Origin of the sequence: Streptococcus sp. Marseille-Q3604 (assembly GCF_916619785.1) — a bacterium.
Taxonomy (GTDB): Bacteria; Bacillota; Bacilli; order Lactobacillales; family Streptococcaceae; genus Streptococcus.
Genome location: NZ_CAKAKM010000002.1, coordinates 485,001 through 507,348 on the forward strand (window position 1 = coordinate 485,001; position 22,348 = coordinate 507,348).

Below are 22,348 nucleotides of genomic sequence, written 5' to 3' on the forward strand. Positions count from 1 at the left end.
GCTAACATCCTAGTTGTCTGTGCAACCCCACATCCTTTTCCACTTAACATATATTTTGGGACCTTAGCTGGTGGTCTGGGCTGTTTCCCTTTCGACTACGGATCTTAGCACTCGCAGTCTGACTGCCGATTATATCTCGTTGGCATTCGGAGTTTATCTGAGATTGGTAATCCGGGATGGACCCCTCACCCAAACAGTGCTCTACCTCCAAGAGACTTAACATCGACGCTAGCCCTAAAGCTATTTCGGAGAGAACCAGCTATCTCCAAGTTCGTTTGGAATTTCTCCGCTACCCACAAGTCATCCAAGCACTTTTCAACGTGCCCTGGTTCGGTCCTCCAGTGAGTTTTACCTCACCTTCAACCTGCTCATGGGTAGGTCACATGGTTTCGGGTCTACGACATGATACTAATGCGCCCTATTAAGACTCGGTTTCCCTACGGCTCCGTCTCTTCAACTTAACCTCGCATCATATCGTAACTCGCCGGTTCATTCTACAAAAGGCACGCTCTCACCCATTAACGGGCTCGAACTTGTTGTAGGCACACGGTTTCAGGTTCTATTTCACTCCCCTCCCGGGGTGCTTTTCACCTTTCCCTCACGGTACTGGTTCACTATCGGTCACTAGAGAGTATTTAGGGTTGGGAGATGGTCCTCCCAGATTCCGACGAGATTTCTCGTGTCTCGCCGTACTCAGGATACTGCTAGGTATAAAGACTATTTCGAATACGAGGCTATTACTCTCTTTGGCCTACCTTCCCAGGTAGTTCTTCTATACTCTTTAAGTCCACGTTGCAGTCCTACAACCCCGAAGAGTAAACTCTTCGGTTTGCCCTCTTGCCGTTTCGCTCGCCGCTACTAAGGCAATCGCTTTTGCTTTCTCTTCCTGCAGCTACTTAGATGTTTCAGTTCACTGCGTCTTCCTCTACATTACCTTAACAGTAATGAGTGACAGGCATTACCTGCCGGGTTCCCCCATTCGGACATCTCTGGATCATTGCTCACTTACAGCTCCCCAAAGCATTTCGTCGTTAGTCACGTCCTTCATCGGCTTCTAGTGCCAAGGCATCCACCGTGCGCCCTTATTAACTTAACCTTATTTTGGTCTTTCGACCTAACTCATTAAATATTCACAGCGTTTCGGTTTATTTTCTTGTTACTATCTATATGTAATTAATTACATATGGAATTTGATATAGATATTCAATTTTCAATGGACAATACTTGAATCTTTCGATTCAATGGAGCCTAGCGGGATCGAACCGCTGACCTCCTGCGTGCAAAGCAGGCGCTCTCCCAGCTGAGCTAAGGCCCCACAAGACCTCTCAAAACTAAATAAGAAACTCAAGTACATTCCGTTTTTCCTTAGAAAGGAGGTGATCCAGCCGCACCTTCCGATACGGCTACCTTGTTACGACTTCACCCCAATCATCTATCCCACCTTAGGCGGCTGGCTCCAAAAGGTTACCTCACCGACTTCGGGTGTTACAAACTCTCGTGGTGTGACGGGCGGTGTGTACAAGGCCCGGGAACGTATTCACCGCGGCGTGCTGATCCGCGATTACTAGCGATTCCGACTTCATGTAGGCGAGTTGCAGCCTACAATCCGAACTGAGATTGGCTTTAAGAGATTAGCTTGCCGTCACCGACTCGCAACTCGTTGTACCAACCATTGTAGCACGTGTGTAGCCCAGGTCATAAGGGGCATGATGATTTGACGTCATCCCCACCTTCCTCCGGTTTATTACCGGCAGTCTCGCTAGAGTGCCCAACTGAATGATGGCAACTAACAATAGGGGTTGCGCTCGTTGCGGGACTTAACCCAACATCTCACGACACGAGCTGACGACAACCATGCACCACCTGTCACCGATGTACCGAAGTAACTTTCTATCTCTAGAAATAGCATCGGGATGTCAAGACCTGGTAAGGTTCTTCGCGTTGCTTCGAATTAAACCACATGCTCCACCGCTTGTGCGGGCCCCCGTCAATTCCTTTGAGTTTCAACCTTGCGGTCGTACTCCCCAGGCGGAGTGCTTAATGCGTTAGCTGCGGCACTGAATCCCGGAAAGGATCCAACACCTAGCACTCATCGTTTACGGCGTGGACTACCAGGGTATCTAATCCTGTTCGCTCCCCACGCTTTCGAGCCTCAGCGTCAGTTACAGACCAGAGAGCCGCTTTCGCCACCGGTGTTCCTCCATATATCTACGCATTTCACCGCTACACATGGAATTCCACTCTCCCCTTCTGCACTCAAGTTTGACAGTTTCCAAAGCGAACTATGGTTGAGCCACAGCCTTTAACTTCAGACTTATCAAACCGCCTGCGCTCGCTTTACGCCCAATAAATCCGGACAACGCTCGGGACCTACGTATTACCGCGGCTGCTGGCACGTAGTTAGCCGTCCCTTTCTGGTAAGCTACCGTCACAGTGTGAACTTTCCACTCTCACACTCGTTCTTGACTTACAACAGAGCTTTACGATCCGAAAACCTTCTTCACTCACGCGGCGTTGCTCGGTCAGGGTTGCCCCCATTGCCGAAGATTCCCTACTGCTGCCTCCCGTAGGAGTCTGGGCCGTGTCTCAGTCCCAGTGTGGCCGATCACCCTCTCAGGTCGGCTATGTATCGTCGCCTAGGTGAGCCGTTACCTCACCTACTAGCTAATACAACGCAGGTCCATCTTGTAGTGGAGCAATTGCCCCTTTCAAATAAATGACATGTGTCATCCATTGTTATGCGGTATTAGCTATCGTTTCCAATAGTTATCCCCCGCTACAAGGCAGGTTACCTACGCGTTACTCACCCGTTCGCAACTCATCCAAGAAGAGCAAGCTCCTCTCTTCAGCGTTCTACTTGCATGTATTAGGCACGCCGCCAGCGTTCGTCCTGAGCCAGGATCAAACTCTCATTAAAATCTTTAATAATTGTTCGAGCGTTAACTCATTACCGTCGTCTGACGATTTATTCTTGTAAATTGACAGGTTATAATTCTTCTATCATAACCCTGCACTTGGTTTCTTATTCAGTTCTCAAAGGTCTTTGTCTCTCTTAAGACAACTCCTATATTCTAGCAAATCTAGAATAACTTGTCAACACTTTTTTGAAGTTTTTTTACTTCTTGTGTTCGCCGCCTCTTCCGAAACAGCTTATTTATAATATCATCTCTGACTTGTCTTGTCAATAACTTTTTTAAAGTTTTTTTCAAACTTTTTTCAGTTACTGAACGATTTCCTTGAGACTTTATTAGTCTATCAAGTTTGTGAACCAATGTCAATACTTATTTTCTATGCAATAAGTGAAAGCAAAAAGAAGATCTCTAGTATCTCCTTTTTTCATTTTTTATAGAGCTGCTCGCATGCGTGCTTGTGAATTTTCGACATTTCGTATTGAGCGCGGTAAGAACGCACGGATGTCATCTTCTTTATAACCCACTTGCAATCTCTTATCATCAATTAAGATTGGACTTTTCAAGATTCTTGGGTTTTCTTGAATCAAATCAATCACTTCACTAACACTGAGCTCGTCGATATCACAATTTAGAGCTTTAGCATAGCGATTTTTTGATGAAACAATGCTCTCAACACCATTCTCTGTTTTTGATAGGATGTTTAAGATTTCTTCTTTTGTAAGTGGTTCTTTACCAAGGTTTTGTTCTTTATAAGGAAGTTGATGGTTGTTCAACCATGTTTTTGCTTTTTTACAACTTGTACAACTTGAGATTGTATAAATCTTAATCATGTTAATTCTCTCTTTCTGTCACATGATACTATTATCTTATCATTGTCCTTAGTTTAAGAAATCGGTCTAGCGACCTATTTTGAATCTAAGGGGACTTTTTCAATTATCATAGATTTTTTTACTTAGATTAAATCAAAGAGAAAAAGAGCTCTTCGGCTCTTTTACACTTATTCTTCAATTTCAATGGTTGAATCAAGGTCCAAAACAAGTTCATCAGACGTTTCTTCAACTTGTGCTTCTTCAACACTATCCTCTTCATCTGGTTCAATCAAACCATAGTGTACACGTACTTTATGATCAATTTCTTCAAAAATATCTGGATGATCTGCCAAATATTTTTTAGCATTTTCAGATCCTTGACCAATCTTCTCTCCATTATATGAGAACCATGCTCCGGCTTTTTGAATAATTCCTAAATCACTAGCGATTTTTACAAGCTCACCTGTTTGTGAAATCCCTTCACCATACATAATTTCGACAAAGGCTTCTTTAAATGGTGGAGCAACCTTATTTTTGACAACCTTGATTTTAGTTTCCTTACCAACATTTTGGTCTTTTTTATCACCAGTCCCTTTGATTTGCGTATTTCCACGTACATCAAGACGTACTGATGCATAGAATTTCAGAGCACGTCCACCAGGTGTTGTTTCTGGATTACCAAACATAATACCAACTTTTTCACGCAATTGGTTAATGAAGATAGCAATTGTTTTTGTTTTATTAATAGATGCAGATAGCTTACGCATGGCTTGACTCATCATACGCGCTTGAAGCCCAACATGACTGTCACCAATATCTCCATCAATTTCTGCACGAGGTACCAAGGCTGCAACTGAGTCAACAACAACCAAATCAACTGCACCAGAGTCAATCAGCTTACCAGCAATTTCGAGACCTTGTTCACCTGAATCAGGTTGTGATAAAAGAAGCTCATCGATATTAACACCTAGGGCTGCCGCATAAGCAGGGTCAAGGGCATGTTCTGCATCGATAAAGGCAGCAATTCCACCTTCTTTTTGTGTCTGAGCAACAGCATGGAGGGCTACAGTTGTTTTACCTGATGATTCTGGTCCGTAAATTTCGATAATACGACCTTTAGGATAACCACCTGCACCAAGAGCAATATCCAAAGCTAGCGAGCCTGAGCTCATAACCTGAACCTTCTGCTCTGCACGCTCACCAAGACGCATAACCGCACCCTTACCAAAATCTTTTTCAATATTCTTCAAAGCATCATCAAGTGCTTTACGACGCTCATCTCCAAATTTCTTTGTAATTTCTTCTGTTTTCTTTGTTTTCTTAGCCACTTATTTTCCTCTTCTTTCTATAGTTAAAGACAAACTTAAATCAAGTTGTCTCTTGTAATAAGGCTTGGCGAACTAGGTTAAAGGCATAGAGGGTACTAATATATCTAACATCAGAACGACTTCTTCCACCTATAACAACCTTGATTGACCTTACTTGATTCCTATCAGCAATACCAATAAATACTGTACCTGCTGGGTGTCCTTCTAATGAATCTGGTCCAGCTACACCGGTAAGTGCAATTCCGTAATCGCTATCTGTTTTAGCTCGGGCACCTTCAGCCATTTTTTCTGCAGTAAAATGACTGACAACACCATGTTCTTCTAGTTGCGACAAGGGAATATCCAACATTTTAGATTTTTCTTCAATGCTGTAAGTAACAAAGCCGCCTTTTAATACTTGTGAGGCTCCTGAAAAATCAGCAATACTAGCCTGAAATAAACCTGCTGTTAGGCTTTCAGCTGCAGTGATAGTCTTGCCATGGTTCTTAAGCAAACGGAAAGTTTCAAAGGCTAAACTATTAGACTCTCCATATCCATAAATAAAATCAGATAAGGATTTGCCATCTAGAGTTTTAGTAGAACGAATTTGTTTTTCTAAAACATCTAGTTTTTGATCTGCTTCTTCTCGTGAAGAAGCCTTTGTAGACAAGCGAAGTGTTACTTCCCCCACTTTAGCGTATGGAGCTATGGTTGGATCTGTTTGGTTAACAATAAAATCCTTCAGAATAGTCACCAATTGACTTTCTCCAACGCCAAAGAATCTTAGGACTCTCGAATAAAGACTTGCGTGATTCTCAGTAAGTGCTGGAACAAGTTCCTGATTCACCATAGGTTTGAGTTCACTTGGTGGACCAGGTAAGACTACATAGGTCACCCCTTGAGCAGTAATGACGCCTCCAACTGCAAGACCTGTAGGATTTTGCAAGGGGATAGCCCCCTCAACAATTTGCGCTTGACGTTCATTATTAGGCGTTCGTGTGTGTTTAGGACGAGTAGCAAAGAAACTGTCCAATTTTTTACTTGCCTCCTCATCAAAAATGAGTTCTTTGCCTAAAAACTTAGCCAGTGTTTGCTTGGTTAAGTCATCCTCAGTAGGACCAAGTCCTCCACAAAGTATGACTAAGTCACTACGTTTACTAGCTTGGTCTAGAACTGAGAGTAGGCGGTTTTCATTGTCTCCTACTGCTGTGTGAAAATACACGTCAATTCCTAGTTCAGCTAGTTTCTCAGATAAAAATTGGGCATTGGTATTGGTGATTTGCCCGGTTAGGATTTCGGTTCCTACTGCAATCAATTCAGCTTTCATTGGTTCACCTATATTACTATTCGTAAAATAATCTCAAAAACATGTTCGTTTATAAACTAACATGTTTTTCTCGTCTTGTCAATCAAATCTACTCATTTATTTGAAGTCACAGTTATTTTCATGATCATTCACAAATCCTGCGGCTTGTAAAAATGAATATATAGTAGTCGGTCCTAAAAATTTGAACCCTCTCTTTTTTAAATTTTTGGCAATCTGTTGGGATAAATCAGTTGATGATGGGACGTCCTTATATGTTGGAACATTATTTATCAAGGGCTTTCCGTCAAAGAACTGCCAAAAATAATGGGACAGGGAGCCAAATTCATCTTAGAGTTTTAGTACTTGTTTGGCATTATTTACGGTTGCTTCTAGCTTAAGTTTGTGACGAATAATATCCGGATTTTGAAGCGCTTCTTCAAGTTCACTTAGGCTAAACTGGGCAACACGCTCAATATCATAGTTATGAAAAACACGATTAAAGGCCTGACGTTTATTTAAAACAGTTAACCAAGAAAGTCCTGACTGATAACTTTCTAAGCAAAGCAGCTCAAAAAGTTTTTGATCGTCACCAATAGGCTTTCCCCACTCCTTGTCATGATAATCACAATATAATTTATTGTTTGTTGGAACCCAACGACAACGATTGACCATTACTTACCTCATTTCATCAACATTTTAAGAGCTGATTTAATGTATTGCTCTGCCGTTTCATTAGTACCTTCGAAGAAGGCTTTGATTTTCTTAAGTTCTGCAGCTTTATAACCAAGAGCAAGCAAGGCTTCCATAGCCTCATCCAACTGATGATTCCCTTCAGGTTGACTTGGTGTCGTCTTGGTCGTTTCTGTTGGTAACTCTGCAAATTTCCCTGCCAAGTCTAGAACCATTTGCTGAGCTGTCTTTTTACCAATCTTTGGAAACTTCATCAGGTACTTGATGTCACTATTATCAATGGCAGCCACCAAGCCTTGATTATCATCTACAGCAACAATGGCTAGAGCAGTCGTCGGACCTATTCCAGAAACTGAAATAAGCTTAAGGAAGACTTCTTTTTCATCTTCAGTATGGAAACCAAAAAGAAGGTGGGCGTCATCCCTAATAACCTGATGAAGGTAGACTTGGATAGTCTGATTCATCTGGTCAGAAAAACTATATGGGTTCGCTACAGTGACAATATAACCTAAGCCGTTTGCTTCTATAACAATATACTTGGCGGTAATTTTCACTAGAGTTCCCTTGATGTAATCATACATAGCGTGTGATTTCCTTTCTCGTTCGTATCTTCAATGGATTGCTTTGTTATTTTATACTTATAAGATAATTGTCTTGAGTGTTTATTTTGTCACCTCAAGCACTGCTGTACTATTGTAACAAAAAATCCACTCGAAAGTGGATTCTGTTTGCTCCATTTTAAGGATGACTACTCGTCTTTAAAGTATCTGTAATCATCTTTAGACCTAATAGAATATATGTTACAACGCCTAAAGTAAAGGCAATGCTAGAAACATTTACTAGGGCATTCTCCAAACTTGGTCGACCTAACCAAGCCAAAATATAGAAAATCAAGCTAGTCGCTAAAAATGTTAAGCCAACAAGTAAAAAGTGTTTATTAGTTTTTGTTAGGTGTCTCATCACTCCACCTCCTAACTTAAAAATCAGTCAATCATCCTACAATGATGTGCTAAAACATTAGAAGATTCCTTGTCTTCATCACTATTATAAATCTAACGTTCCTATTCGTAAAGTAAGACGAAAAAAAGTTTTAATACTTTCCTAAGTCACGTAGACTGGTATGATTTTCTTGAATTCGGCGGAACATTTTTTCCATATCAGACTTTGTAAAGTTGACAAGTACAGGACGTCCGTGAGGGCAATTGTAGGGGTTTTTACACTGTGCAAGCTGCACTAGGAGGTCACGCGCAGAGTAATCATCAAGAGCATGATTGGCCTTGATTGAACGTTTACAACTCATCATGATGGCTAACTCAGCACGGTAGGTCTTAACAGACACTTCATTCGTCAAAAGAAGCATGTCGCACATCTCATAGACTGCAGATTCAATCTCTTCTTCCTTCATCCAGATAGGATGTTCACGAAGAATGAAGGTGTTATTCCCATAAGGCTCTAAATAGATACCAACCTGATTAAGAAGAGCCATTTTTTCTTGTAAACTAATGTAATCCGAACCTGAAAATTCAAAGAGATAGGGAACCAAAAGCTGTTGTAAACTGCTGTCAACCTCACCGATCTTTTCACGATAGTACTCATACTTGACACGTTCTTGGGCAGCATGCTGGTCAATGATGTAAAGTCCGCCTTGTCCTTGCGCAAAGAGATAGGTTCCATGCATTTGACCAAAAAACTCCAATTCAGGGAAGGTTGATGTTTCCTCATTATCTAGAGTTTCAAGCATGCGCTTCATTTTCGACTTGTTTTTATAGTCGAGTTTTTCGTGTTTGTCATCACTTTCATCTACTGAACGTTGTGCCTGTTTAACAGAAGGTTGCGGTTTGTTTTCTACCGATGAAACTGGGGACTCTAACTCCGATACAAGAGGTTTGATATCTTCTTGGACTGTCTCTGGTTTGACAAAGAAATCATTACGACTACTATCATAGTAAAGATTGGTTTGTTTGAGTGGGAGACTGGTTTGAACTGGCTTAGTTGCACCTCTGGTACTAGACTTGGCTAGATTTTCAAGGGCATCAGGAATCAAATCCTGCTCTCTAAGGCTTTGAGCAATGGCAGAGCTGATAAGGGCCATGAGCTCTTTTTCTTTAGAGATACGTACTTCCTGCTTGGTTGGGTGAACATTGACATCGGCCAGGTAGGGATCAATTTGAATATCAATAACTGCAATAGGGAAGCGTCCTACCATGAGTTTAGAACCATAACCATCAAAAATAGCACGGTTAAGCAGGAAGTTTTTAATATAACGTCCGTTAATGAGAATCGTGATGTAGTTACGATTCGCACGGGTCAACTCAGGGAGACTAACATAGCCAGAAACTTCAAAATCAAGGTCAGAATTTGAAATTTCCACCATTTTTTTAGCCGTTGTCAAACCATAAATCCCGGCAATAGCTTGACGGAGGTCTCCAGTACCTGAGGTCTGTGTCAACTGACGACCGTCATTAAGCAAGGTGAAGGCAACTTCGGGGTGGGCTAAACTCAAACGATTGACAACATCGACAATATGAGCCAACTCGGCCTGTAAACTCTTCATATACTTGAGACGAGCTGGGGTGTTATAAAATAAGTTTTCAACGGTAATCTTTGTTCCAACTGGTGTTGAAATAGGATCCTGACTCTCAATTTCCCCACCCTTGGCAACCAGTTTAGTCCCATAGGCTTCTCCATCAGCCGCCGTCACAATGGTAAGATGACTGATAGAAGCTATTGATGGCAGGGCCTCACCTCGAAAACCAAGAGTTCGAATACGAAAGAGGTCTCCTTGATTTTTGATTTTACTTGTTGCATGACGGCGCAAACTCATAGCCACGTCAGCTTGAGCCATTCCTTCGCCATTGTCTGTAATTTGAATTTTTGAGAGGCCTGATTCTTCAACTTCAATAGTAATCTGGGTGCTGCCTGCATCAATAGCATTTTCCACCAGCTCTTTAACTACACTAGCTGGTCGCTCTACGACCTCCCCAGCAGCAATCTGATTGGCTAGAACTTCAGGCAATTCGATGATTTTTGGCATAATTATTTTTTCTCCCTTCTAAAAGGTTGATAAATTCACTGGTACTGACTGTTACTTATGCTTACTATAAAGCCACAACTCACACACAACTGTTAGCCAAGATAAGGCTGTGGCTATAACAATCATATCCCCATGACGAAGGTTGAACCAAATGAGCCCAGAAAAAATCAAGAGGTAGATGATTTGGAAAATCCATTGGTAGGTTTTAGGCGAGCTTGTAGAATCCATAAACTGCTTAACAAAGAAATAAAGCAAGAGCAGGTTCAGTGTTAGTGCCTTTTCAAAAGGTGTAAAAAAACTCAAAATCAGACTGCAGGCAAGAAAAATTCCTGCTAACCATTTCATTATAGATTTCATGTGATTACCTCGTCAGTACGTTTTCATTAAGTATAGGGGTTTTCTAAAATATTTTCAACCACTTAGACACCATATGGGACCACATAGACAAACGCTATTGCTGTGGACTAGTAAATAGTGTTTAATAAAGGTGTGAAAGGGAGGAGGCCTCCTCAATTACAAACAAGAAAGGATAGTTATGAAAATAAAAGTTCAGATTGACTCGGTATTTCAAGAAGAGACGTTGCAGATTCAGGCACCTAGTCGGACGCCAAAGATTCAGCAAGTCGTCGAGTTTGTCGAAAGTTTGGATGACAACCACCGACTCAAAGGAAAAAAAGATGGAGAAACTTATCTTATCGAACCCAAAGCTATTTCCAGAATTTACATCGAAAATCGACAAGTTCTAGCTGAAACTATTCAAGGAGAGTACCCCTTAGGCTTACGTCTCTATCAAGTTTTAGAAAAACTGCCATCTTACTTTATCAAAATTTCACAATCAGAGATTGTCAACCTCAAAGAAATTGAACGCTTCAACATCACCCCTAACGGCCTCGTAGAAATTCACCTTAAAAACAAGGAAACTACCTACTCATCACGCCGTTACCTCAAAGCAATAAAGGAGAAATTACAATGAAAAAACAATTTTTTAAATCAGGCACAAGTGGCATCCTTATTGGATTAGCTGTATCTATGATTATGTCTCTTATCTGGGCGCCAAGCTACATGCCTCTAAATCCTCACTCAGCCATTGGGCAATGGATGACATCACATCAGGTTCACGGATCTATAGTATTGGCCTACTGCCTCATCACTTGGTTTGCTATCGGCATCCTTTTTGAAGTCGCTAGTTATATTTTCCGTAAAGCTGAATGGAGTTTGCTTCGTGCAACTCTCACTCACTACGCCTTGACCTGTCTAGGTTTCATTCCACTAGCTACCCTCAGCGGATGGTTCCCTTTACGTTTAACTTTCTACTTGGAGCTAGTCATTGAATTTAGCCTTATCTATCTCCTCGTTTGGGTCTTCTCTTATTGGAAAATGAAAAAGGATATTGAACAACTCAATCAAGAATTGAAACACCTATAAAAGACAAGAAGCCTGTCAATTGACAAGCTTCTTTTATAGTTTCTGTTTTAAATCTGCTACAGCCATCATGACCTGCATAGGTGTCATGTTGTAAATGTCTAAATCACGCAACTCTTGAAGAACTGGATTTTCAGTAAAATCATCAAAGAGAGAGATTTGCTCGTTGACATGTGTTTCAGTGGCAGGCTTCTCTTGAGGCAATAACTTTTCCTGAGGTTGGATGGCAACTGTCTCGCCCTCTAATTGTGTCAAAATAGTGTCAGCACGTTCCAGTAAATCTGCTGGTAACCCTGCAATCTTAGCTACATGAATACCATAAGATTTGTCGGCTGGTCCATCGACAATCTTGTGAAGGAAAGTCACTTCACCGTCCTTTTCAAGTGTCGCCACATGAACGTTGACAAGGTGTGTCAAAGTATTTGACAGAGCTGTCAACTCATGATAATGGGTCGCAAACATGGTTTTAGCCCCTACCTTGTCATGAATAAACTCAATAATAGACTGGGCCAGAGCCATACCGTCATAGGTGGCTGTCCCACGTCCCAACTCATCAAAAATAATCAAGGAATTAGGTGTCGCCCGCTTAATAGCCTGGTTAGCCTCCATCATCTCAACCATGAAGGTCGACTGCCCTGAAATCAGGTCATCTGCAGCACCAATACGTGTATAGATAGCATCAAAAACTGGCAAGTCAATACTATCTGCTGGCACGTAAGACCCCATCTGAGCCATAACTACTGATAAGGCTAACTGACGCATATAGGTGGATTTACCACTCATATTTGGTCCTGTGATGAGCTGAATATTGGTCTGACTGTCAAATGTAATGGTGTTTGGGATGTATTCTTGAACTCCCATAACCTTCTCAACCACTGCATGACGGCCTTGATTAATAACAATACGATGCTCATCATTGAAAATAGGGCGAACATAATGATTGGTCTCTGCTACAACAGCTAGACTCTGAAGCACATCGACTGTCGCAATAGCTTTAGCCAAAGATTGCAAACGGTCAATATAGCGTTCAACCTGCTCACGGACACGCATGAAAATATCATACTCTAGCGTTGATGATTTTTCACGCGCCTCAAGCATCTCACCTTCAATTTTAGCCAACTCAGCAGTTCCAAAGCGCTCTGAATTTTTCAGAGTTGCCTTGCGGAAGAAATGGTCAGGAACCAAGCTAAGGTTAGAGTTGGTCACATGGAAGTAATAACCATCTTTACGGTTATAATCAATCTTTAGTGTTGTAATACCAGACGATTCACGTTCTTTGGCTTCGATATCTGCGATCCATGAGGTTCCCTCACTCATCACCTTGCGATACTTGTCCAAGGTCTCATCAAAACCAGCACGGATAATGCCACCTTCTGTAATGGTTGCAGGAGCATCTGGATCAATAGCCGACCGAATCAAACTCTCTAATTCTGGCAGAGCATCTAACTCTTGTAAAAGACGTGACAAGGCCTCATCATTAAAGGACTCCAAAATCGCCTTAATCACCGGTACTTGAGCCAAAGTATGACCTAGCTGAATCAAATCTTTTGGATTAGCCTTACCAAAGGAAACACGACTGGCCAGGCGTTCAATATCGTAAACACCTTTTAGACTCTCAGTCAAGTCACTCCGCTCAAAGAAATTGTCCAAGAAAACTTGGATAATATTCTGACGCTCGGTGATAGTGGTTTGATTCACTAAAGGACGATCAATCCAAGTTCGCAAGAGACGCATTCCCATAGCTGTCTTGGTTTCATCCAAGAGCCAGAAAAGAGATCCGTGTTTCTTGCCCGTTCTAGCATTTTCTAGTAAATCCAAACTTGACTTGGTCGCATAGGACATCTGCAAGTAATCCTTAATCTCATAGTGCTGAGCCTTTTGTAAATGACTAAGCTCACGCATCTGAGTACGGTGCACATACTGGAGAAGTTTACCAGCCACACTGCTTTCCAAATCTGTCAAACTAGTGTCAATCAAGTGGACATCATCGTAAACCTCTGTTTCCTTGGAGAGAAGCAGGTTGAGTTGCTTGACCAAAACTTGTTCATCAGCTTCAGGTAAATCATACCCAACGACTACTTCACGTGCCTTAAGATTCTGAATTTCACTACAAACTGAACTAAAATCATCCAACTCTGTCGCAAAAAATTCACCCGTTGATACATCCATATAGGCCAGGCCGAATCGACTTCCAGCCTTGTCAATGGCTACTAAGAAATTGTTGGCATTATCAGGTTTAGAGCTGTCAACCACTGTCCCTGGCGTGATAACCTGAACTACCTCACGCTTAACCACGCCAACAGCCTGTTTAGGGTCCTCCATCTGCTCAGCAATGGCTACTTTGTAGCCCATCTCAACCAAGACATCAATATAGGCTTGAGCCGAATGATAAGGAACACCTGCCATAGGAATGGGATTATCTGCGTTCTTATTACGACTGGTTAGGCTAATTTCCAAAATTTGAGCAGCCTTAACGGCATCATCGTAAAATAATTCGTAAAAATCCCCCATCCGAAACAGCAAAAAAGCATCTGGATAATTTTCCTTGATATCCAAATACTGCTGCATTCCTGGAGATATTTTTTCCTTAGCCATGTCTTAACCCCTCGTTAATCTTTTCTTCGATAGACTTGGTCACATATTGAATCAAGTCACTGGCACCTTGCATCTTTTGACGGTAATCCTGAACAATGGGCAAATTTTCCAACTCATTCTGAATCAAATCTGCCTGCTCACCTGCCTCCTCATAGGCACGTTGTTTTTCAATTTTTTGAAAAAGCACCGCTTCTTGTTGATAGGCCTTCATCTGTCCAGCCAGATAACTAATCTGAGGAATCTGTCCAATAGCTTTCTCAGCCTCTTGAAAAGCAAGAACCGCCTCATGGTGTTTGAGGAGGTCGATTAACTCTTCTTTGGCTTTTTGGAAATCCTGATGGGGAGTCTTCATCAGTGAAACTCACTTTCCAATCTTTCAGCAACCACTGCGTCCTTACAGATTACCAATAGGGTATCTGCGCCAGCAACGGTTCCTAAAATTTCAGGATTGCCGTCACTATCAATCAAGTTAGCCAAAACATCTGCTTCACCCAACTCTGTATGGAGAACCAGCATAAACTGGGCACGGGAAACTGATTTGACATAGTCCTTAACCGTAGGATCCAAACTTGAAAGCACATGCTCAGACAAACTATAGTAAAGTTTACCTTCCTCATCACGAAGCTTCAACAGGCCAATCTCACGCAAATCACGTGACAAGGTAGCCTGTGTAACCGTGATACCTTCCGCCTCTAGGCGTTGCTTAATTTCCTCTTGTGTCCCAATCTTATCTCTTGAAATCATCTGTTTGATAACAGCTTGACGATCTCTCTTCATTATCTTTCCTCTTTTTATGTATATTCCTTGCATATTATAACAGAATTTTTGTATTTTTTCATGAAATTCTTCTTGAGAGATGCTTTCTTGTCCCTACCCTATTAACTAAAATAATGGTAAAATAGGTATGAATGACAAGATTTGAAATGGAGTACCTATGAATACTAAAGAACTCATTGCAGCAGAAATTGCTAAAGTTGTTCCCGAATTGGAGCAAGAAAACATTCAAAGTCTGCTTGAAACCCCTAAAAATGCTGACATGGGGGACCTTGCCTTCCCTGCCTTCTCATTGGCTAAAGTCTTACGCAAGGCTCCTCAAATGATTGCAGCAGACATCGCTGAAAAAATTGATGCTTCAAACTTTGAAAAAGTTGAAGCTGTTGGTCCTTACATCAACTTCTTCCTTGATAAATCAAAAATCTCAGCGGACGTTCTTGGACAAGTCATCGCTCAAGGCAGCCACTACGCTGACCAAAACATCGGTCACGGACGTAACATTGCCTTTGATATGTCTAGTCCTAACATCGCTAAACCTTTCTCTATCGGTCACTTGCGTTCAACAGTTATCGCTGACGCTCTTGCTAACATCGTAGCTAAACAAGGCTACAAACCAGTCCGCATCAACCACTTGGGTGACTGGGGTAAACAGTTTGGTATGCTGATTGTTGCCTATAAGAAATGGGGTAGCGAGGAAGCTGTCAAAGCCAACCCTATCAATGAACTCCTTCAACTTTACGTGCGTATCAATGCTGAAGCTGAAGAAGACCCTTCTGTAGACGAAGAAGCTCGTGAATGGTTCCGTAAATTGGAGGCTGGTGACGAGGAAGCAACTGCCCTCTGGCAATGGTTCCGTGACGAAAGCTTAGTAGAATTCAACCGTCTCTATGATGAACTTGGTGTTTCATTTGATAGCTACAACGGTGAAGCCTTCTACAATGATAAGATGGATGAAGTCGTTGACATCTTGACAGAAAAAGGACTTCTCCAAGAATCTCAAGGTGCCCAAGTGGTTAACCTTGAAAAATACGGTATCGAACACCCAGCCCTCATCAAAAAATCAGATGGTGCAACACTCTACATCACACGTGACTTGGCTGCTGCCCTCTACCGTAAACGTACTTACGACTTTGCCAAAGCCATCTATGTGGTTGGTAATGAACAATCTGCCCACTTCAAACAGTTGAAAGCTGTTCTTAAAGAAATGGGCTACGACTGGTCTGACGATATGACTCACGTTGCCTTTGGTCTTGTAACTAAGAACGGTAAGAAATTGTCAACTCGTAAGGGTAACGTTATCTTACTTGAGCCAACTATCGCTGAAGCTGTTAACCGTGCTCAAGCTCAAATCGAAGCTAAGAATCCAAACTTGCCTAACAAGGAAGCTGTTGCCCACGCTGTTGGTGTCGGAGCTATCAAGTTCTACGACCTTAAAACAGACCGCATGAATGGTTATGACTTCGACCTTGATGCCATGGTATCCTTCGAGGGGGAAACTGGACCTTACGTACAGTATGCACACGCTCGTATCCAATCTATCTTGCGCAAGGCTGACTTCACACCATCTGCAGATGCCACATACAGCCTAAACGACGTTGAAAGCTGGGAAATCATCAAACTCATCCAAGACTTCCCACGTATCATCAACCGTGCATCAGACAACTTTGAACCATCTATCGTTGCTAAATTTGCTATCAGCTTGGCCCAAGCCTTTAACAAATACTATGCACATACACGTATCTTGGACGAAAGCCCAGAACGTGACAGCCGTTTAGCTCTTTGCTACGCAACAGCAACAGTCCTCAAAGAAGCCCTTCGCCTTCTCGGTGTTGAAGCTCCAGACGAGATGTAATCTATACTTAAAACGCCTAAGGGCGTTTTTTTTTATTGCCAAAAAAAGAACCCAACACATGGTGTTAAGCTCTTTTGGAGATTATGAAAAAGAAAAGTTCGTTGTTCTACAAAAAGTGTAAGCCAACGAGATTTACTGAACAGCGTTCAGTAAAAGTTATTTAGGAGACTTAAAGTATAACCCGCCTTCCTTAAAGAAACCTTAAATCGCAGAAAAAAATCCCCTAAGGGATTTTCACAACAGTCCAAAGACCGCTGAAAAGATACAATTGTACAGGCTTCCCAACCTCTTCTTCCTAATCCTCCAAGGTGACCGCTTGTCCAATAGAATCTTTATATAACTATATTACCTTGTTTTGGAAGGGTTTTCAAGTGTTTTCTTAAAATCCCCTAATAAAAGCTCAAAAAAGAAGAAAAAAGCCTAGATTTCTAGACTTTCTTCGGGGAGATTAGTTATGAAAAAGTTTTGTTTACTACTAGCTCACCAAAGCTAGTTGTTTTATTAGGATGGTTATAATATAAACTAATAAACTTAAAAGTAGCTTAAGAATAGAAATTCTAAATTAAATTGGTAAACAATACAATGTGAAATTATAATACCACTTTCACAGAGTGATTCTGTCACCTATCGTCCACGTCTAGCTAAATCTGTTCCAAATTTATATCCTGAACTAAATGATGCTACTGCTAGACTTCCTAAACCAATAGCAACCATAATTGGTGCAACACCTCCTTGAATTTCCTGTAATTCTTTTTTACTCAACTCATATTTTTTAGACATCTTTTTCTCCTAGCATTTTCAAAATTAATATAATCAAGATTAAGAGCAACGCTATATTTGGAACATCGATGGATAACATCCATGATGGAACTTTAATATAACCCAAATCGCTCATCATTCGTGCAATATTATAGAGCAGGCTTATTAAAAGAATAATTAACTCTGGTAGATATTTTACAAGCTCTTTAAACATTGTCTGCCTCCAATGATTCTTGAATGTTAAGGACGATTAGCATAATAACCTGCTGCAATCCCTGCAGCACCACTTGCTGCTATAACACCTGCAACGCCACCAATGACCTTCCAACCTACGACAACTCCACCAATTACAATCGGTGCAAGACCTCCGTTAACCATCATCAATTCTTCATCTTGAAGAGTAACACAGTTTACATTTTCTAAATTCAATACCATCCAATTCTCCTTTTCTATTTTTAGAATTATAATAACGAGTGTCATTATTCTTTCCACTCGCTAGCTCGTTGGTATTCTCTCGAGCTATGTTATTATTATAATTTGTCAATCAAACAAAAAATAGTGACATAAATGTCACCATCAAAAAAAGCAGGTCTGCCCTGCTTTTTTACTGTATTGCTTCAATTAGTCACCCAAACCGATGCGTTCGAAGATTTCATCCACACGTTTAGTGTAGTAAACAGGGTTGAAGATCTCGTCGATTTCTTCTTGAGTGAGACGTGAAGTTACCTCTGGATCTGCTTCAAGAAGTGGTTTGAAGTCTACTTGGTTATCCCATGATTGGGCAGTCTTTGGTTGAACAAGGTCGTAAGCTTGCTCACGCGTCATGCCTTTTTCAATCAAAGTAAGCATGGCACGTTGGCTGAAGATCAAACCAAATGTAGAGTTCATGTTGCGGATCATGTTTTCTGGGAAGACCGTCAAGTTCTTGACGATATTTCCAAAACGGTTAAGCATGTAGTCAATCAAGATGGTTGTATCTGGTGTGATGATACGCTCAGCTGATGAGTGAGAGATATCACGTTCATGCCAAAGAGCAACATTTTCATAGGCTGTTACCATGTGACCACGGATAACACGTGCAAGACCTGTCATGTTTTCAGAACCGATAGGGTTACGTTTGTGAGGCATTGCTGAAGAACCTTTTTGACCTTTGGCAAAGAACTCTTCCACTTCACGTTGTTCAGATTTTTGAAGACCACGGATTTCCGTTGCCATACGCTCGATCGAAGTTGCGATGCTAGCAAGAACCGCAAAGTACTCAGCGTGAAGGTCACGAGGAAGGACCTGTGTAGAGATTTCTTGAGCACGGATACCAAGCTTGTCGCAGACGTATTTTTCAACGAATGGTGGGATGTTGGCAAAGTTCCCAACCGCACCAGAAATCTTACCAGCTTCTACACCAGCAGCCGCATGCTCGAAACGCTCGATGTTACGCTTCATTTCGCTGTACCAAGTCGCCAATTTAAGACCAAAAGTTGTAGGCTCAGCATGCACACCGTGGGTACGACCCATCATGATGGTGAACTTGTGTTCTTTCGCTTTGTCAGCGATGATGTTAAGGAAGTTTTCAAGGTCCTTGCGGATGATATCGTTGGCTTGTTTGTAGAGATAACCGTAGGCAGTATCTACCACGTCAGTAGAAGTCAACCCATAGTGAACCCACTTACGTTCTTCACCAAGCGTTTCAGAAACCGCACGTGTGAAGGCAACCACATCGTGACGTGTTTGCTGCTCGATTTCAAGAATACGGTCGATGTCAAAGTCTGCTTTTTCACGAATCAAAGCCACATCTTCCTTAGGAATTTCTCCCAACTCAGCCCATGCTTCGTCAGCCAAGATTTCCACCTCAAGCCAAGCACGGTATTTATTTTCTTCAGTCCAAATGTTCGCCATTTCAGGGCGGCTATATCTATCAATCATGTTTTCTTTTCCTTTCTTTTGATGTTTCACTTAAGTAGGGCGGACGTCAGCAGCTTCCTTCGGAATCTCATGACTAAATCTTGAGCCTGAAGTCTCAAAATTTCCGTCGCTTACGCTTTCCCCACGGCGTGAAACATCGGTTTATCAACTAAAAATTACCTTATTCAAATTCTTCTTTCCCAATCCACACTGATGGATAGTGATCCAGTGTATTCAAATCAGTATCCATCGGCAAATCATAAATAGCTAAATAGTTTTCAGGATATTGAGCAATCAACTCTTCATACTTAGCTCTCACTTTTTCGTGATTGCTACTAGCATACAAGACTTCGACGACTGCTCCAGTCTTATCTTTTTCAACAAATGCGTTGACGATGAGTTGAATCATAAAACCTCCTAAATCGAAATTCCCTTCATGTTTGCTTCTAGAATGGGCATGTCCACACCTAACTCCTGACCGGTCTGATAGACACTTTGACAACAGTAGAAAATATCCTGTTTATCATTGTGTAAGGTCATAATTTTTCGAGTTAGCTCACTTTTCGCAAACATGATTTTCATGGCTTTTCCTGCAATCCATGAGGGAATTTTGTAAGGTAAGAGTTCAGCTTTATAAAGCTTCAAATTTACACCACGTGCTTCTACGACTTTCAAAGCCTCTCGAATGGCCTTGATGGCCAATGATAATTCCGAAGAACTATTCATTAAGTTCAAAGCCAATTCTTCTGGATTTTCCAAATTTCCTGAACGAGCAGCTGTCGAAGTAACACCCGCATTAATCGCCATGTGAATCCAAATCCACTCGACCATATCATGAGGAACTTCCCACTTCAAATCTGCAGAAGTCAATAAATCTGTCAGATCAGCATAGTTAGAAATGTGTGCTTTTTGCTCACCTTCTAGCATTAAATGGTCGAACAAGACACCATCCAAATGGTCCTCCTGCATGTGACCACCCGCTGTCGGAAAGGCCAGAATATAGTCATAATCTTCTGCCCACTCCTGGACCTCTTTTCGAGTATTCCAGAAATTGCAAAAGAAAACGAGGGTGCCTTTGATATTATTTTTTCGCAAGGTTTCCACAGCTTCTTTGACAAAACCATGACGCACACTAAGAAAAATAAAATCATATTTCGAATCAGCTTCCGCCACATGAACCTCATAGGTATCATGCTTGTTTTCACTCTTGGAATGATAGCGACCATCTAGCAAATCAACCGAGAGAGATTTTGGAGCATTGTTCCGCTTACTGTCTCTAAGTACGTGTTCTACTTGATGACCTGCCTTTTGAAAAGCGTAGGCGTAAGTGGTCCCGATAACTCCGAGTCCTAGGATTGCTATTCTCACCTAAAAATCAATTCCTTTCCCGAACTCAACCACATTATCCGGTTCATCACTAAACAAAGTCACATGACCCATTTTGCGGTTGTGCTTCGCTTCTAGTTTACCATACATGTGAAGGTGGGCGCTTGGATTTTCTGTGACATAACGCTCAGCTGCTTCGACGTGTTGGCCGAGGACGTTGAGCATGATAGCAGGTGAATGAAGGTGGATGGCTGGAAGCGGTGCACCGAGAACACCTAAGATATGCGTGTCAAATTGTGAAAAATCACAGGCTTCAATTGAGTAGTGTCCTGAATTGTGTGGGCGTGGTGCGATTTCGTTGACGATGATGTCATCAGCTGTCGCAAACATTTCCACACAGAGGGTACCAGACAAGTTCAGCTGTTCAGCGATTCGTACTGCCATGGCTTTGGCTTTTTCAGCTAGACTGTCTGAAATGCGAGCAGGCACGATTGTTTTAGAGAGGATGTTGTTGCGATGGATATTTTCCTGAACTGGGAAAACCGTCACATCCTTGCCGTTACCAGACACGATGACCGAAATCTCAAGGTCGAAGTTGACGAACTCTTCCAAGACACACTCGGCTGAGTTAGCAAGTGCATTTGCCTCTTCCAAATCGTCGGCTGACGTGATGACTTTTTGACCGTGGCCATCGTAACCACCTGTCGCTGTCTTGAGGACGTATTTTTTAGAAAGGTCAATATCTTCCAAATCAAGGCTAGATGTCACAACCTTGTAAGGAGCAACGGTTACTTTAGCCTTGTTTGAGAGGAAGTCCTTCTCAAAGATACGGTTTTGCGAAATGCGAAGCAGGTCTGTTCCTTGTGGGAGCTGACCGTCTTTGATAACAGCGTCAAGGCCGTCAGCGTCGACATTTTCAAACTCATAAGTGAGAACATCACAGCGGTCTGCCAACTGGCGAAGGGCGTCTACGTCATCGTAGGGTGCCACGATAACCTCAGACACACGAGAAGATGGACAATCTGCTGCAGGATCAAGGGTGATAACCTTGTGGCCCATGTAGATAGCTGAAATAGCCATCATCTGACCGAGCTGGCCACCACCGATGATACCAATGGTTTTAGTTGAGCTCATTTGTAGACTCCTCTGCGATTTTTCCTTGTTCTTCAGCAAAGTTAGCAAGCGCATCTGCAATGGCCTTATCTTCTACTGATAGGAGACGGAGGGCAAAGAGGGCAGCGTTAGTCGCACCAGCTTCACCGATAGCCATGGTTGCGACAGGAACCCCACCAGGCATCTGAACGATAGAATAGAGCGAATCTACACCGCTAAGAGCTCGTGATTTGACTGGTACACCGATGACTGGAAGGGTTGTTTTAGCAGCAACCATACCTGGCAAGTGAGCAGCGCCACCAGCACCAGCGATGATGACCTTGATGCCACGGCTACGTGCTTCTTCGGCATGTTTGAACATGAGGTCTGGTGTCCGGTGTGCGGAAACAACTTTCTTTTCGTAAGCGACACCGAAGTTGTCGAGGACTTCAGCAGCTTTTTGCATGGTTGCCCAGTCGGATTTTGAGCCCATGATAATGGAAATTACTGGTTTAGTCATAATTTTTCCTTTTTCTTCTTTTGATAACGGTCTTAGGTGGTGGGGACGGAA

General features: G+C 42.1%; 21 protein-coding genes, 1 tRNA gene, 2 rRNA genes and 1 pseudogene (1 of these 25 running past the window's edge). 3 read left to right on the plus strand and 22 right to left on the minus strand.

All coding sequences use genetic code 11. The annotated features are described in order from the left end of the window. The 11 genes and pseudogenes from LG375_RS06725 to LG375_RS06775 all read right to left on the minus strand — a co-directional run. Window positions 1-1,096: ribosomal RNA gene (locus LG375_RS06725) — 23S ribosomal RNA — on the minus strand (it extends 1,804 nt beyond the left edge of the window). A gap of 146 nt (window positions 1,097-1,242) precedes the next feature. Then, window positions 1,243-1,315 (minus strand) — tRNA-Ala (locus LG375_RS06730). Between the two features lie 54 nt (window positions 1,316-1,369). Continuing rightward, a 16S ribosomal RNA gene (locus tag LG375_RS06735) occupies window positions 1,370-2,917 on the minus strand. The 16S and 23S rRNA genes sit together here with 1 tRNA gene alongside, the layout of an rRNA operon. A 426-nt stretch (window positions 2,918-3,343) precedes the next feature. Then, entirely contained in the window at window positions 3,344-3,742 is a 399-nt protein-coding gene (gene spx, locus LG375_RS06740; RefSeq protein ID WP_002886328.1) for a transcriptional regulator Spx, read from the minus strand. A 167-nt stretch (window positions 3,743-3,909) separates the two neighbouring features. Then, the gene (gene recA / locus LG375_RS06745; protein ID WP_002889600.1) at window positions 3,910-5,049 is read right to left on the minus strand and encodes a recombinase RecA; all 1,140 of its coding nucleotides are present in this window, start codon (window positions 5,047-5,049) and stop codon (window positions 3,910-3,912) included. 40 nt (window positions 5,050-5,089) lie between these two features. Continuing rightward, on the minus strand, window positions 5,090-6,355 hold the full coding sequence (locus LG375_RS06750; RefSeq protein ID WP_225745536.1) for a competence/damage-inducible protein A: 1,266 nt from the start codon (window positions 6,353-6,355) through the stop codon (window positions 5,090-5,092). Between the two features lie 96 nt (window positions 6,356-6,451). Continuing rightward, window positions 6,452-7,006, minus strand: a pseudogene (locus LG375_RS06755) (DNA-3-methyladenine glycosylase I). Window positions 7,007-7,014: 8 nt separating this feature from the next. Continuing rightward, complete coding sequence (gene ruvA / locus LG375_RS06760) at window positions 7,015-7,605, minus strand: Holliday junction branch migration protein RuvA (protein ID WP_037599413.1); 591 nt, start codon at window positions 7,603-7,605, stop codon at window positions 7,015-7,017. Between the two features lie 157 nt (window positions 7,606-7,762). Beyond that, complete coding sequence (locus LG375_RS06765; protein WP_037597288.1) at window positions 7,763-7,984, minus strand: hypothetical protein; 222 nt, start codon at window positions 7,982-7,984, stop codon at window positions 7,763-7,765. A 130-nt stretch (window positions 7,985-8,114) separates the two neighbouring features. Then, the gene (gene mutL / locus LG375_RS06770) at window positions 8,115-10,058 is read right to left on the minus strand and encodes a DNA mismatch repair endonuclease MutL (protein ID WP_225745537.1); all 1,944 of its coding nucleotides are present in this window, start codon (window positions 10,056-10,058) and stop codon (window positions 8,115-8,117) included. Between the two features lie 51 nt (window positions 10,059-10,109). Continuing rightward, the gene (locus LG375_RS06775) at window positions 10,110-10,415 is read right to left on the minus strand and encodes a hypothetical protein (protein WP_037603797.1); all 306 of its coding nucleotides are present in this window, start codon (window positions 10,413-10,415) and stop codon (window positions 10,110-10,112) included. Between the two features lie 178 nt (window positions 10,416-10,593). On the opposite strand from LG375_RS06775, the gene LG375_RS06780 reads away from it, so the two are divergent. Both LG375_RS06780 and LG375_RS06785 read left to right on the plus strand, forming a co-directional pair. Continuing rightward, window positions 10,594-11,031, plus strand: a complete 438-nt coding sequence (locus LG375_RS06780; RefSeq protein ID WP_013989911.1) for a LytTR family DNA-binding domain-containing protein — start codon at window positions 10,594-10,596, stop codon at window positions 11,029-11,031. Further along, on the plus strand, window positions 11,028-11,483 hold the full coding sequence (locus tag LG375_RS06785; protein WP_002889588.1) for a DUF3021 domain-containing protein: 456 nt from the start codon (window positions 11,028-11,030) through the stop codon (window positions 11,481-11,483). The genes LG375_RS06780 and LG375_RS06785 overlap by 4 nt, the downstream gene beginning before the upstream one ends. A gap of 33 nt (window positions 11,484-11,516) precedes the next feature. Here the strand turns inward: LG375_RS06785 and mutS are convergent, their stop codons facing one another. The 3 genes from mutS to argR are packed head-to-tail and all read right to left on the minus strand — an operon-like array spanning window position 11,517 to window position 14,855. Then, a complete protein-coding gene (gene mutS, locus LG375_RS06790) occupies window positions 11,517-14,075 on the minus strand; it encodes a DNA mismatch repair protein MutS (protein ID WP_225745538.1) in 2,559 nt (852 codons plus the stop codon). Beyond that, on the minus strand, window positions 14,068-14,427 hold the full coding sequence (locus LG375_RS06795) for a YlbF family regulator (RefSeq protein WP_198463554.1): 360 nt from the start codon (window positions 14,425-14,427) through the stop codon (window positions 14,068-14,070). Before LG375_RS06795 ends, mutS begins: the two co-directional genes overlap by 8 nt. Beyond that, window positions 14,427-14,855, minus strand: a complete 429-nt coding sequence (argR, locus tag LG375_RS06800; RefSeq protein WP_171963598.1) for an arginine repressor — start codon at window positions 14,853-14,855, stop codon at window positions 14,427-14,429. The genes LG375_RS06795 and argR overlap by 1 nt, the downstream gene beginning before the upstream one ends. 154 nt (window positions 14,856-15,009) lie before the next feature. On the opposite strand from argR, the gene argS reads away from it, so the two are divergent. Further along, window positions 15,010-16,701, plus strand: a complete 1,692-nt coding sequence (gene argS, locus LG375_RS06805) for an arginine--tRNA ligase (protein WP_225745539.1) — start codon at window positions 15,010-15,012, stop codon at window positions 16,699-16,701. Window positions 16,702-17,325: 624 nt separating this feature from the next. On the opposite strand, the gene LG375_RS06810 is transcribed toward argS, so the two are convergent. The 8 genes from LG375_RS06810 to purE form a co-directional block, all read right to left on the minus strand. After that, window positions 17,326-17,481: a class IIb bacteriocin, lactobin A/cerein 7B family gene (locus LG375_RS06810; protein ID WP_013989906.1), complete on the minus strand. Its 156-nt coding sequence runs from the start codon at window positions 17,479-17,481 to the stop codon at window positions 17,326-17,328. Next, window positions 17,474-17,674, minus strand: a complete 201-nt coding sequence (locus tag LG375_RS06815) for a hypothetical protein (protein WP_013989905.1) — start codon at window positions 17,672-17,674, stop codon at window positions 17,474-17,476. Before LG375_RS06815 ends, LG375_RS06810 begins: the two co-directional genes overlap by 8 nt. A 26-nt stretch (window positions 17,675-17,700) precedes the next feature. After that, complete coding sequence (locus LG375_RS06820) at window positions 17,701-17,895, minus strand: class IIb bacteriocin, lactobin A/cerein 7B family (RefSeq protein ID WP_004181980.1); 195 nt, start codon at window positions 17,893-17,895, stop codon at window positions 17,701-17,703. Between the two features lie 186 nt (window positions 17,896-18,081). Next, window positions 18,082-19,380 (minus strand): adenylosuccinate lyase, encoded by a 1,299-nt coding sequence (gene purB, locus LG375_RS06825; RefSeq protein WP_070475791.1) that lies wholly within the window; start codon window positions 19,378-19,380, stop codon window positions 18,082-18,084. A gap of 160 nt (window positions 19,381-19,540) precedes the next feature. After that, window positions 19,541-19,768, minus strand: coding sequence for a phosphoribosylaminoimidazole carboxylase (locus LG375_RS06830; protein ID WP_060972885.1), 228 nt, complete (start codon window positions 19,766-19,768; stop codon window positions 19,541-19,543). An 8-nt stretch (window positions 19,769-19,776) separates the two neighbouring features. Further along, complete coding sequence (locus tag LG375_RS06835; protein WP_173018432.1) at window positions 19,777-20,727, minus strand: ketopantoate reductase family protein; 951 nt, start codon at window positions 20,725-20,727, stop codon at window positions 19,777-19,779. Then, entirely contained in the window at window positions 20,728-21,819 is a 1,092-nt protein-coding gene (purK, locus tag LG375_RS06840) for a 5-(carboxyamino)imidazole ribonucleotide synthase (protein ID WP_155213436.1), read from the minus strand. After that, window positions 21,806-22,297 carry a 5-(carboxyamino)imidazole ribonucleotide mutase gene (gene purE, locus LG375_RS06845; RefSeq protein WP_006150912.1) on the minus strand — a complete coding sequence of 164 codons (492 nt, stop codon included), beginning with the start codon at window positions 22,295-22,297 and terminating at the stop codon, window positions 21,806-21,808. Before purE ends, purK begins: the two co-directional genes overlap by 14 nt. Window positions 22,298-22,348 lie beyond the last annotated feature (51 nt).